The organism is Stenotrophomonas maltophilia group sp. LNF247 (assembly GCF_054083135.1).
In genome coordinates this window covers 96,924-108,862 of sequence record NZ_JBSRQL010000009.1, presented here as the reverse complement: position 1 = coordinate 108,862, position 11,939 = coordinate 96,924, and the positions used below count along the sequence as shown (strand labels likewise).

Sequence of the window (11,939 nt, the reverse complement as noted above, 5' to 3'; positions counted from 1 at the left end):
CGCGCATGGTTCGTTTCTTCATCGACCGGCCGATCTTCGCCTGGGTGATCGCCATCGCGGTCAGCCTGCTCGGCCTGCTCGCGATCCTGATCCTGCCGGTGGACCGCTACCCGCAGATCGCCCCACCCACCATCACCATCCGCGCCACCTACACCGGCGCCTCGTCGCAGACCGTGGAAAACGCGGTCACCCAGGTCATCGAGCAGTCCCAGCAGAGCCTGGACCACCTGATGTACATGACCTCCACCAGCGCCTCCGATGGCTCGGCGCAGGTCAACCTGGTGTTTGCCACCGGCACCAATCCGGACACCGCGCAGGTGCAGGTGCAGAACCAGCTGCAGGCGGCGATGGCGACGCTGCCGCAGGCGGTGCAGCAGAACGGCCTGACCATCACCAAGTCCAGTGGTTCGATCTTCGAGGTGCTGTCGTTCACCAGCGAAGACGGCAGCATGGACAACTTCGATGTCGCCAACTTCATGGAAGCGCGCATCGACGACCAGATCAGCCGCGTCAGTGGTGTCGGCAACATCCAGCCGATCGGCCAGGAATACGCCATGCGCATCTGGCTGGACCCGGAGAAGATGCGCCAGTACGCGCTGATGCCGTCGGACATCGAGACCGCACTGCAGGCGCAGAACACCGACGTCTCGGCCGGTGAGCTGGGTGGCCAGCCGGCACTGAAGGGCCAGCAGCTGGACGCCACGGTCACCGCGCGCAGCCGCCTGCACACGCCCGAACAGTTCGCGCGGGTGGTGCTGAAGGCCGATGCCAACGGCAGCGTAGTGCACCTGGGCGACGTGGCGACGATCGGCCTGGGGCCGGAGAGCTATGACAGCATCAGCACCTTCAACGGCAAGCCGTCGGCGTCGCTGGGCATCGAGCTCAATGCCGGCGCCAATGCCATCGCCGTGTCCAAGGCCATCGAGACCCGCCTGCAGCAGTTGCAGAAGTACTGGCCGCACGGCTACACCTACCACGTGGCGTTCACCACCACGCCGTTCGTGACCATCTCGCTGAAGGAAGTGGTGATCACCCTGATCGAGGCGATCATCCTGGTGGTGCTGGTGATGTACCTGTTCCTGCAGAACTGGCGCGCCACCCTGATCCCGACCATCGCGGTGCCGGTGGTGCTGCTGGGCACCTTCGGCGTGCTGGCGGCATTTGGCTATTCGATCAATACCCTGACCATGTTCGCACTGGTGCTGGCCATCGGCCTGCTGGTGGACGATGCCATCGTGGTGGTTGAGAACGTGGAGCGGGTGATGACCTTCGAAGGGCTGGCGCCGAAGCCGGCCACGCTGAAGGCGATGGGCCAGATCACCGGCGCGCTGGTGGGCATCGTGCTGGTGCTGACCGCCGTGTTCCTGCCGATGGCGTTCTTCAGCGGTGTCACCGGCGTGATCTATCGCCAGTTCTCGGTGACGATTGCCGCTGCGATGATCCTGTCGGTGCTGGTGGCGATGATCATCACCCCGGCCCTGTGCGGCAGCATCCTGCACCAGATTCCCAAGGGCGGCCATCCGCATGGCGACCACGGCGGTGAGCCGAGCCTGCTGGGCAAGTGCTTCATCTGGTTCAACCACCGTTTCGAGCGCACCTCCAACGGCCTGCGTCGCCGGGTGGATGGCTTCCTTGGCCGGCGCACGCTGGGCGTGGGGTTCTACCTGGCGCTGAGCGTGGCCACCGGCCTGCTGCTGTGGCACCTGCCGGGTGCGTTCCTGCCCGACGAGGACCAGGGCATGCTCAACGCGCTGGTGAAGCTGCCGGCCGGTGCCACCCTGGAGCAGACCCGCGCGGTGATGGATCGCCTGAGTGCCGCCGCGGTGAAGGACGACGGCGTGCTGTCGATCCAGGCCACCGCCGGTTTCAGTGTCACCGGCAGCGGCCAGAACGTCGGCCAGGCCTTCATCCGCCTGAAGGACTGGGATGACCGCAAGGATGACGCCGACACCATTGCCGCACGGTTGACCGCGGCCATGGCCAGCGTGCCCGATGCGCAGGTGTTCATCACCTCGCCACCGGCCATCCTTGGCCTGGGCGATGCGGGCGGTTTCACCCTGGAACTGCAGGACGAAGGCGGCGCCGGCCATGCCGCCGCCGTGGCCGCGCGCAACACGCTGCTGAAGGAGGCCGCCAGGGATCCGAAGCTGGTCAACGTGCGCTACGCCAGCCTGGAAGACGCGCCGGTGTATGCGGTGAAGGTGGACGACGCCAAGGCGCAGGCCATGGGCGTGAATCCGCAGGACATCAATGACACCTTGAATGCGGCCTTGGGCGGCGACTTCGTCAACAACTTCATCTACAAGGGCCGCATCAAGAAGGTGTTCATCCAGGGCACCGCCGAAGCGCGCATGCAGCCGCAGGACATCGAGCGCTGGAGCGTGCGCAACCAGGTCGGCCAGATGGTGCCGCTGTCGTCGCTGGTCAGCGCGCACTGGACCAGCGCGCCGGCCGCGCTGCAGCGCTACAACGGCGTGTCGGCGATGGAGATCACCGGCCAGCCCGCGCCGGGCGTCAGTTCCGGCGAGGCGATGGCCGAGATCGCACGCCTGGCCGACGCGCTGCCGGAAGGCTTCAGCCATGCCTGGTCGGACATGGCCTACCAGGAACAGCTGTCGGGCAATCAGGCGCCGATGCTGTACGCCATCTCGCTGCTGTTCGTGTTCCTGTGCCTGGCCGCGCTGTATGAAAGCTGGGCGGTGCCGTTCGCGGTGATGCTGGCGGTGCCGGTGGGCGTGTTTGGTGCGGTGCTGATGATGAACCTGCGTGGCCTCAACAACGACGTGTACTTCCAGGTCGGCCTGCTGACCACGATTGGCCTGGCGGCCAAGAACGGCATCCTGATCGTCGAGTTCGCGCGCATCCTTGAACAGCAGGGCAGGAGCACCCGCGAGGCGATCCTGCAGGCCGTCTATCTGCGCCTGCGGCCGATCGTGATGACCTCGCTGGCGTTTCTGATGGGTGTGCTGCCGCTGGTGTTCGCCACCGGCGCTGGCTCGGCCGCGCGCCGCTCGCTGGGTACCGGCGTGGCCGGCGGCACGGTCGCCTCGATGGTGCTGGGCATGTTCTTCGTGCCGTTGTTCTACCTGCTCGTGCGCCGCCTGTTCCCGGGCCGCGCGCCTGCCGAAGCCACTGCCCCGGAGGCAAGCCCATGAAGCCGATGCTGCTGCGCGCCATTGCGGCCGCAACGATGACCACCGTGCTGGGCGGCTGCGTGAGCATGGCGCCGCATTACCAGAGGCCCGAGGCGCCGGTGCCGGCACAATTCGGCAATGCCGCCACGGCCGAGGCCGAGCCAGCACTGGCGGTGCCAGCCTGGCGCGAAGTCTTCCTCGAGCCGCGCCTGCAGCAGGTGATCGCGCTGGCGCTGCAGAACAACCGCGACCTGCGCGTGGCCATGCTGCAGGTGGAGAAGGAACGCGCGCAGTACCGCATCCAGCGCGCGGCGCTGCTGCCGTCGGTGGATGCCAGCGGCAGTGTCACCCGCTCGCGGGTAAGTGATGCCAACAGCGAGACCGGTGCCACCCAGGTAACCGAATCCGATGCCGTGCAGGTGGGTATCAGCAGTTGGGAACTGGATCTGTTCGGACGCATCCGCAGCCTGAAGAACGAGGCCCTGCAGAACTGGCTGGCCAGCGCCGAGAACCAGCGCGCCGCGCGCACCAGCCTGGTCGCCGAAGTGGCCACGGCGTGGCTGGCGTTGGCAGCGGACGAGCAGTCACTGGCGTTCACCCGGCAGACCCTGGACAGCCAGCAGCAGACCCTGCAGCGCACCGAGGCCCGCCACGCCCAAGGCCTGGCCTCGGGCCTGGACCTGGCGCAGGTACAGACCAGCGTCGAAGCCGCGCGCGGTGCGCTGGCCAAGCTGCAGACGCAGCAGGCGCAGGATCGCGATGCATTGCAGTTGCTGGTAGGGGCGCCGCTGGATCCGGCCTTGCTGCCAACCGCGCAGGCGCTGGATGGCAGCGTGGCACTGGCGCCGCTGCCGGCCAACCTGCCGTCCAGCGTGCTGCTGCAGCGCCCGGACGTGTTGTCCGCCGAACACGCACTACAGGCGGCCAATGCCGATATCGGTGCCGCGCGCGCTGCATTCTTCCCGACGCTGACATTGACCGCCAATTACGGCCACAGCTCCACCGCGTTGTCGACGTTGTTCTCGGCCGGCACCCGTGGCTGGTCGTTCGCGCCCAGCATCACCGCGCCGATCTTCCACGCCGGCGCGCTGAAGGCATCGCTGGATGCCTCGAAGATCGGCAAGGACATCGGCATCGGGCAGTACGAGAAGGCGATCCAGCAGGCCTTCAGTGAAGTAGCCGATGCGCTGGCCACGCGCGATCACTTGACCGTGCAGATGGACGCACAGCGCGCACTGGTGGCCGCCAACCAGCGCAGCTACACGCTGGCCGATGCGCGTTACCGCACCGGGCTGGACGGCTATCTGCAGGCACTGGATGCGCAACGCAGCCTGTTTGCCGCGCAGCAGGACCTGATCGCGCTGCAGCAGCAGGAGGCAGGCAACCGGGTGACGTTGTTCAAGGTGCTGGGCGGCGGGGCCGACGCACGCTAGCGCGTTCGCCAATGTGGGTGCGTCTTCCGCTCCGGTACGTGCCGACCTTGGCCGGTACCCACCAGAAGCGGACGGTCCCGCGTTACGCCACGCGGCCGCGGCGTGCACGCTCCAGGTGCACCAGCAGCAGCGAGATTGCCGCGGGGGTCATGCCCGGAATGCGCTGCGCCTGGCCGATGGTCTGCGGGCGCACGCGCTCCAGCTTCTGCAGCGCTTCGGCCGACAGCCCGCGCACCGCCGCGTAATCGAAGGCTTCGGCGATTGGCGTGGCTTCATGCCGCTGCTGGCGCTCGATCTCCTCGCGCTGGCGGTCCAGGTAGCCGGCGTACTTCACGCCGATCTCCACCTGTTCGGCCACCTTGGCGTCGGCCACCGCCGGGCCCAGCGACGGCACCTGCATAAGCTGCGCGTAGTCCAGCTCGGGGCGCTTGATCAGGTCCAGCACGCTGGTCTCGCGGCTGACCGCCACACCCAGCGTGTCCTGCACTTCGCGGCCCAGCGCATTGGCCGGGGTTGCCCACAGCGCGCCCAGGCGTGCGCGTTCGGCAGCAACAGCGGCCTGTTTGGTCTCGAACGCGTTCCAGCGGCGGTCATCCACCAAGCCCATCTCGCGGCCGGCCGGCGTCAGGCGCTGGTCGGCATTGTCCTCGCGCAGCTGCAGGCGGTACTCGGCGCGGCTGGTGAACATGCGGTAGGGCTCGTTGGTACCGTGAGTGATCAGGTCATCCACCAGCACGCCCAGGTACGCCTCGTCGCGGCGCGGGCACCAGCCGTCCAGCCCGCGCACCTGGCGTGCAGCGTTGAGGCCGGCCAACAGGCCTTGCGCGGCGGCTTCTTCATAGCCGGTGGTGCCGTTGATCTGGCCGGCGAAGAACAGGCCGTTGACCAGCTTGGTTTCCAGCGAAGCCTTCAACCCGCGTGGATCAAAGAAGTCGTACTCGATCGCGTAGCCCGGGCGGGTGATATGCGCGTTGCCGAAACCGCGGATGCTGCGCACCATCTCCAGCTGCACGTCGAACGGCAGCGAGGTGGAGATGCCGTTGGGGTAGATCTCGACGATGCCCAGGCCTTCGGGTTCGACGAAGATCTGGTGGCTGGCCTTCTCGGCAAAGCGCACCACCTTGTCCTCGATGGACGGGCAGTAGCGCGGGCCGATGCCCTCGATCTGGCCGCTGTACAGCGGTGAGCGGTGCAGTGCGTCGCGGATGATCTGGTGGGTCTGTTCGGTGGTGTGGGTGATCCAGCAGCTGACCTGCTGCGGATGCTCGTCCACCGAACCCAGGAAGGACATCACCGGGCGCGGCGAGTCGCCGGGCTGCTCATCCATCACGCTGTAGTCCAGCGAGCGGCCGTCGATGCGCGGCGGCGTGCCGGTCTTCAGGCGGTCCACCTGGAACGGGCGCTCGCGCAGGCGCGCGGCCAGCGTGGTGGCCGGCGGGTCGCCCATGCGGCCGGCGGCGTACTGGGTCGGGCCGACATGGATCTTGCCGGCCAGGAAGGTGCCGGCGGTCAGCACCACGGCCTCGGCGTCGAAGCGCAGGCCGGTCTGGGTGATGACCCCGCGCACGGCGTCGCCTTCGATGACCAGGTCATCGACGGCCGCCTGGAACACGGTCAGGTTGGCCTGGCCTTCGACGATGGCGCGGATCGCCATGCGGTACAGGTTGCGGTCGGCCTGGCAGCGGGTGGCGCGCACGGCCGGGCCCTTGGAGGCGTTGAGGGTGCGCCACTGGATGCCGGCGCGGTCGGCGGCATGCGCCATCGCACCGCCGAGCGCGTCGATTTCCTTGACCAGGTGGCCCTTGCCGATGCCGCCGATGGCCGGGTTGCAGCTCATCGCACCCACGGTTTCGATGTTGTGGGTCAGCAGCAGGGTGCGCACGCCGGTGCGGGCCGCGGCCAGCGCGGCTTCGGTGCCGGCGTGGCCACCGCCGATGACGATGACGTCGTGACGATGGAAGGACGGGTTCATGGGGGCTGTTCAGCTGGGGGCAGGCGCGGCCGGGGGCGCCGCCGGGGTGGCGATTTTAGCGCCATTCGGGGTCCGGACGCCGGCGCCGGCCAGTTGGCGGCGAAATCGGCCCTAAAGTTGGCAGGATTTTTGCAGATAACCCAATAGCACCCATCGTGGCTGGCGCCGTAGGCGCCCGTGACCGGAATTGGAACAGGGGCCGGTACAGGCGCACGGTGGGGGAGCAGAGGGCCGGCAGTCGGGGGACTGTCCGGCCCTGTTTTTTTGGGGCTGTCGGGAAGGCGCCATCCACGCATGGCGTGGATCTACTGAAGCTGGGGCTTTCGCCGGTTGGCGACCTGACAAAACAAACGGCCCCGCATTGCGGGGCCGTCTGCCTTCAGAGGTGCCGACATCCGACAGGGCCGGAACAGGGGGGATCCAGATGTTCCTGTCGGATATCGACGTAGAGCTTTTTGCGGCGGCCCGTGTCGTTTTTGTCACTTTGTGACGTGGGCCGTCACTGTCCGCGTAGAGTGCGGCTTGGACCGTGTGAAATGCAAGACGGTTCAGCGCTCAACTGTGCGCTGCGTCGCACGATCCATGTTGCGCCAGGGGGAACCGTTCATCCTCGGCGCACTAGGTGCCGGTGCCGGACGGGCCTGGGGCGCCGGCGGCTGTGCGTTCGACTGCGGCGGGCGGCGCATCGAGTCCATGTTCCGCCACGGCGAACCACCGTTGTACGACGGTCGCGACGGCGGCGGCGGACGGTGCTCGCCACCATTGCCCGGGCGCGGCGGCGGGCGATGGTTGTGCGGCGGGCGGTAGATCGGGCGCGAGTAATACGGATTGCCGTAGCCGCCGTAGTGGCCGCCATAGCCACCGTAGTAGGGGCCGTAGTTGTAGGGATAGCCGGCCGGGTAGCGGTACTCCACCGACGGCGCACCGTGGTAGTAGCTGCCGCTGCGGCCGCCGCCGACATAGTCGTAGGTGGTGCAGCCGGTCAGGGCCAGCAGCAGGCCACCGGCAAGCATCAGGCGCATTTTCATGGTGGGTCCCCCCAGAGGACGGGTGTGCAGTCAGCTTCGGGCGCCAGCGTTGAATCGGCCCTTAATTCTGCCGGCCAGGATGAATGGAGGCGTAGGCCTGCATGCTGGCATGACCTGCGCCCCGGTCGCCAGCGCGAAGCCATACGTTAATCTTGCGTCATGAGCGATTCACTGTTGCCCCGCGCCGATGACGTCCTGCTTGCTGCGGCGAGGATTGCCCCGCATGCCAGCGTGACCCCGGTACTGCGCTCGCGCATGCTTGATGCGCTGGCCGGCGCGCAACTCGCGTTCAAGGCCGAGCACCTGCAGCGCGGCGGCGCATTCAAGTTCCGTGGTGCCTGCAACGCGGTGTGGTCGCTGGAGGCCGATCGCGCCAGTGCCGGCGTGGTCACGCACTCCTCCGGCAATCATGGCGCCGCCTTGGCGCTGGCCGCGCGCACGCGTGGCATTCCCTGTCACGTGGTGGTGCCGGAAGGCGCGGTGGCGGCCAAGCTGGCCAACATCGCGCGCCATGGCGCCACCCTCTGGCGCTGCCCGCCGACCACCGCCGATCGTGAGGCCGCCTGCGCCAAAGTGCAGGCCGATACCGGCGCGACTCTCGTCCATCCATACACCGACCCGGCGGTGATGGCGGGGCAGGGCACCGCCGCGCTGGAACTGCTGCACAGCGACGGCCCGTTCGACGTGCTGGTCGTGCCGGTCGGCGGCGGTGGCCTGGCCAGCGGCACCGCGCTGGCCCTGCAGCACGCCAGCCCGCAGACCCGCCTGGTGCTGGCCGAGCCAGCCGGAGCCGACGATACCGCGCGCTCGCTGGCCGCTGGCGAGCGCCAGGGCGCGTTCGCCCCGGACACGATCTGCGATGGACTGCGTACCCTGATCGGCGCGCCGAATTTCGAACTGCTGCGCGCGGCAGGTGCCGAGGTGATCGTGGTTGATGACACCGCGACGATGGCGGCGATGCGCCTGCTGTGGGAGGTGCTCAAGCAGGTGGTCGAGCCGTCGTCGGCCACCGTACTCGCTGCCGTGCTGGCACAGCCACAGCGCTTTGCCGGCCTGCGCGTGGGCCTGGTGCTGTCTGGTGGCAATGTCGACCTGCCTGCGCTGCGCTGGGGCGCGCCATGAGCCGCGACCGGCACCGGCCCCGGCCCCGCACCGGCCTGCTGGGCTGGCTGTGGCGGCTGTTTGTCCTGCTGGTGATCTGGCTGCTGGGCGTGACCGCCTGGATCGTCTGGGTGGGTGAGCGCGACCAGGCCGCCAAGGCCGATGCCATCATCGTGCTGGGTGCGGCCGCCTATGACGCCAAGCCATCGCCGGTGTTCGAAGAACGTATCCGGCATGGACTAGACCTGTACGAGGCCCAGTACGCGCCGCTGCTGATCTTCACCGGCGGCTATGGCGGCACCGGTGCGCGCTTCTCCGAATCGCAGGTGGCGCGGCGCTATGCGCTGAAGCATGGCGTGCCGGACGATGCGATCCTGATCGAGACCGCGTCGCGCAACACCGTGCAGAACCTGGTCGAAGCCAAGCGACTGATGGACCAGCGCGACCTGCACCGGGTGATCATCGTCAGCGACCCGCTGCACATGGCGCGCGCGCTGCGACTGAGCAAGGCACTGGGCATCGATGCGCTGGCCTCGTCCACGCCCAGCACGCGCTTCCGCAGCTTCCACACCAGCTGGCGCTTCCTGGTGCAGGAGATCTACTTCTTCCACCGCGACCTGGTGCGCCCGCCGCTGAGTTCGCCGGCCAATACCTGAGGGCGGAAGCCTGCGTTGGGCGCGGCGTCGCATTGGGTAGTGCCGGCCGCTGGCCGGCAGATGCCCACCATGGAATCGTGAGGTTGCCGGCCAGCGGCCGGCACTACCAGACGATCAGGTCTGCTTGCGCCGGATTGGAATCGCCGACACCGGTACCGAGGCCACGTCATGCCCGCCTTCGCGGATCGGTGCGCCCGGGTCCGGTGCCCAGGCATGGGCATAGATCACTTCCCAGCTGCTGGGCAGCTTGCCGTCGCTGCGCCGCATCGGTTCATACGCCGCTGCCGCCGCCGCGAAACGGCTACGCCCGGTCAGCGTATGGCGGCGGTCCACCCGTGCGTTGGTTGCGCCCATCGCGCGCAGTTCGCGCATCAACGAGGGCAGGTCGTCGTAGGTCAGGGTGAACAGATCGCGGTCCAGCACCGGGTCACGGAAGCCGGCCATCATCAGCGCATCACCGAACTGGGCGATCTGTGCAAAGCGGCTGACGTGCGGGCGGTCATCGGCGGCGGCGAAGGCTTCGTTGAGTTCGATCAGCGTTTCCGGGCCGAAGGTGGAGCACACCAGAAGGCCACCGGGCTTGAGCACACGGCGGAACCCGGCGAACACCGCCGGCAGGTCGTCCACCCACTGCAGGCACAGGTTGCTGAAGATCACGTCCACGCTGTTGTCGGCCAGCGGCAGCGCAGCGGCGTCGCCGCACAGGCGCTGGAACGGCTTCCACCAGCCGGCCTGGCGCTTGGCCTGGTCCAGCATCGGCAGCGCCACGTCCAGCGCGATCACCTGCGCCTTCGGCCAGCGCTTCTTCATCAACGCACTTGCATGGCCGGTGCCGGCGCCGATGTCCAGCACCACCTCGGGCTTGCGTGCCTCCAGGTAGTCCAGCGATTCGATCAGCCGCGACTGCACCTCGCGCTGCAGGGCGGCGGCAGCGTCGTAACTGGTGGCGGCACGCGCGAACGCGCGACGGACATGGCGGGCATCGAAGTGGGACGGCATTGCGAACTCTCTTAGAACGTACCGGGGTAGGCGCCGCCGTCGATCAGCAGATTCTGCCCGGTGAGGTAACCGGCCTGTGCACTGCACAGGAAGGCGCAGGCGGCGCCGAATTCGTCAGGCGTGCCGAAGCGGCCGGCGGGAATCTGCTGGCGGCGGCGTTCGGCGACTTCGCCGGCATCGCCGTCCTTGCCCGCACTGTGGGCGAAGTTGGCGCGCAGGCGGTCGGTGTCGAACTGGCCGGGCAGCAGGTTGTTGATGGTGACGTTGTGGGCCACGGTGCGGCGCGCCAGGCCGGCGACGAAACCGGTCAGACCACTGCGCGCGCCGTTGGACAACGCCAGGATGTCGATCGGGGCTTTCACCGCCGACGAGGTGATGTTGACGATGCGGCCGAAGCCACGCGCGATCATCGCGTCGACGGTGGCGCGGATCAGCGCGATCGGCGCCAGCATGTTGGCGTCCAGCGCGGCGATCCAGTCGTCGCGCTCGAAATTGCGGAAGTCGCCCGGTGGCGGGCCACCGGCATTGGTGACCAGGATGTCCACCTGCGGGCATGCGGCCAGCGCCGCAGCACGGCCGGCCTCGGTGGTGACGTCGGCGGCGACCGCGCGGACCTCAGCGGCACCGGGCAGGGCGCTCAGCCCTGCGGCGGCAACCTGCAGTGCCTCCTCGCCACGAGCCACGACCACCACGTTGACGCCCTCGCGCACCAGCGCACGCGCGCAGCCCAGGCCCAGCCCCTTGCTTGCGCCGCAGACCAGTGCCCAGCGGCCGTTGATACCCAGATCCATGCGTCAATCCTGCGGAATTCGGAGGGGGCTCATTGTCCGCCATCGGCCGGTGACAGGCCGGCAACGAAGTGTTGCAGGGCGGCGGCCACCTCATCGGCATGGCCGAGGAAAGGCGCATGTCCACCATGGGCGATCGTCAGCGCCTGCGCGCCCGGGGCCAGCGCCGCGGCGGCCTGCATCGCCACCGGAGACACCAACCGGTCTCGCTGGCCGGCGATCCACAGGCTGGGCTTGCCCAGCGTCGGCAGCGCGCCGCGCAGATCGGTGCTTTCGAGCAGGCGCAGGCCTTCCAGCAGGGCGCGTTCGGTGGGCGCACCGCGCTCGACCAGGCGCTGCCGCAGGATGCGCAGCTCCTCGCGGGCGTGTGCCGAGCCCATCACGTCCAGCGCGAGGAAGCGTTCCAGGGTGCCGCCGAAGTCGGTGGCCAGCTCGCGCCCGAACTGCTCGAACACCGCCGGTTCCACTGCATGCGGCCAGTCTTCGCCACGCACGAAGCGTGGCGTGGCCGCGATCATCGCCAGCCCGCGTACCTTGGGCAGCGTCGCCGCCGCGTGCAGCGCGAACAGACCGCCCAGCGACCAGCCGCACCACACCGCCGGCGGCGTGGCCGCGGCAATGGCGTTGACCACGAACGGCAGGCGCAGCGGCGTGCTGTCCTCGCGGCTGTGGCCATGGCCAGGCAGATCAACCAGATGCAGGGTGAACCGATCGGCCAAGCGCTGCACCAGCGGCGCGAACACACCGCCCTGCAGGGCCCAGCCATGGATCAGTACCAGGTCCGGCCCTTGGCCGGTGACGTCGATATGCATGGGAAAACGACAGCAG

Annotated in this window: 9 protein-coding genes; 4 read left to right on the top strand and 5 right to left on the bottom strand. The window is 68.4% G+C overall.

What is annotated here, in order from left to right:
- Positions 1-5: 5 nt before the first annotated feature.
- Together smeB and smeC are read left to right on the top strand one after the other, a co-directional pair.
- Positions 6-3,155 carry a multidrug efflux RND transporter permease subunit SmeB gene (gene smeB, locus ACTXG9_RS11155; protein ID WP_456115707.1) on the top strand — a complete coding sequence of 1,050 codons (3,150 nt, stop codon included), beginning with the start codon at positions 6-8 and terminating at the stop codon, positions 3,153-3,155.
- Positions 3,152-4,567, top strand: a complete 1,416-nt coding sequence (gene smeC, locus ACTXG9_RS11150) for a multidrug efflux transporter outer membrane subunit SmeC (RefSeq protein WP_111103918.1) — start codon at positions 3,152-3,154, stop codon at positions 4,565-4,567. Before smeB ends, smeC begins: the two co-directional genes overlap by 4 nt.
- A gap of 82 nt (positions 4,568-4,649) precedes the next feature.
- Here smeC and mnmG read toward each other — a convergent pair whose 3' ends face one another.
- Positions 4,650-6,539, bottom strand: a complete 1,890-nt coding sequence (mnmG, locus tag ACTXG9_RS11145) for a tRNA uridine-5-carboxymethylaminomethyl(34) synthesis enzyme MnmG (protein WP_456115708.1) — start codon at positions 6,537-6,539, stop codon at positions 4,650-4,652.
- A gap of 548 nt (positions 6,540-7,087) precedes the next feature.
- The gene (locus ACTXG9_RS11140) at positions 7,088-7,567 is read right to left on the bottom strand and encodes a hypothetical protein (protein WP_456115709.1); all 480 of its coding nucleotides are present in this window, start codon (positions 7,565-7,567) and stop codon (positions 7,088-7,090) included.
- Between the two features lie 159 nt (positions 7,568-7,726).
- On the opposite strand from ACTXG9_RS11140, the gene ACTXG9_RS11135 reads away from it, so the two are divergent.
- Positions 7,727-8,689: a pyridoxal-phosphate dependent enzyme gene (locus ACTXG9_RS11135; RefSeq protein ID WP_058979056.1), complete on the top strand. Its 963-nt coding sequence runs from the start codon at positions 7,727-7,729 to the stop codon at positions 8,687-8,689.
- Positions 8,686-9,324, top strand: coding sequence for a YdcF family protein (locus ACTXG9_RS11130; protein WP_456115710.1), 639 nt, complete (start codon positions 8,686-8,688; stop codon positions 9,322-9,324). Before ACTXG9_RS11135 ends, ACTXG9_RS11130 begins: the two co-directional genes overlap by 4 nt.
- Positions 9,325-9,438: 114 nt before the next feature.
- Here ACTXG9_RS11130 and bioC read toward each other — a convergent pair whose 3' ends face one another.
- The 3 genes from bioC to bioH are packed head-to-tail and all read right to left on the bottom strand — an operon-like array spanning position 9,439 to position 11,923.
- On the bottom strand, positions 9,439-10,323 hold the full coding sequence (bioC, locus tag ACTXG9_RS11125) for a malonyl-ACP O-methyltransferase BioC (protein ID WP_111098626.1): 885 nt from the start codon (positions 10,321-10,323) through the stop codon (positions 9,439-9,441).
- Between the two features lie 11 nt (positions 10,324-10,334).
- On the bottom strand, positions 10,335-11,114 hold the full coding sequence (locus ACTXG9_RS11120) for an SDR family oxidoreductase (protein WP_111103914.1): 780 nt from the start codon (positions 11,112-11,114) through the stop codon (positions 10,335-10,337).
- 29 nt (positions 11,115-11,143) lie between these two features.
- Positions 11,144-11,923: a pimeloyl-ACP methyl ester esterase BioH gene (gene bioH, locus ACTXG9_RS11115; RefSeq protein WP_111103912.1), complete on the bottom strand. Its 780-nt coding sequence runs from the start codon at positions 11,921-11,923 to the stop codon at positions 11,144-11,146.
- Positions 11,924-11,939 lie beyond the last annotated feature (16 nt).

Bases quoted from the DNA above. Each gene is read 5' to 3' on its own strand.
- ACTXG9_RS11120 (WP_111103914.1), bottom strand. From the start codon at position 11,114: ATGGATCTGGGTATCAACGGCCGCTGGGCACTGGTCTGCGGCGCAAGC.
- smeC (WP_111103918.1), top strand. From the start codon at position 3,152: ATGAAGCCGATGCTGCTGCGCGCCATTGCGGCCGCAACGATGACCACC.
- bioC (WP_111098626.1), bottom strand. From the start codon at position 10,323: ATGCCGTCCCACTTCGATGCCCGCCATGTCCGTCGCGCGTTCGCGCGT.
- ACTXG9_RS11140 (WP_456115709.1), bottom strand. From the start codon at position 7,567: ATGAAAATGCGCCTGATGCTTGCCGGTGGCCTGCTGCTGGCCCTGACC.
- ACTXG9_RS11135 (WP_058979056.1), top strand. From the start codon at position 7,727: ATGAGCGATTCACTGTTGCCCCGCGCCGATGACGTCCTGCTTGCTGCG.
- smeB (WP_456115707.1), top strand. From the start codon at position 6: ATGGTTCGTTTCTTCATCGACCGGCCGATCTTCGCCTGGGTGATCGCC.
- ACTXG9_RS11130 (WP_456115710.1), top strand. From the start codon at position 8,686: ATGAGCCGCGACCGGCACCGGCCCCGGCCCCGCACCGGCCTGCTGGGC.
- mnmG (WP_456115708.1), bottom strand. From the start codon at position 6,539: ATGAACCCGTCCTTCCATCGTCACGACGTCATCGTCATCGGCGGTGGC.
- bioH (WP_111103912.1), bottom strand. From the start codon at position 11,923: ATGCATATCGACGTCACCGGCCAAGGGCCGGACCTGGTACTGATCCAT.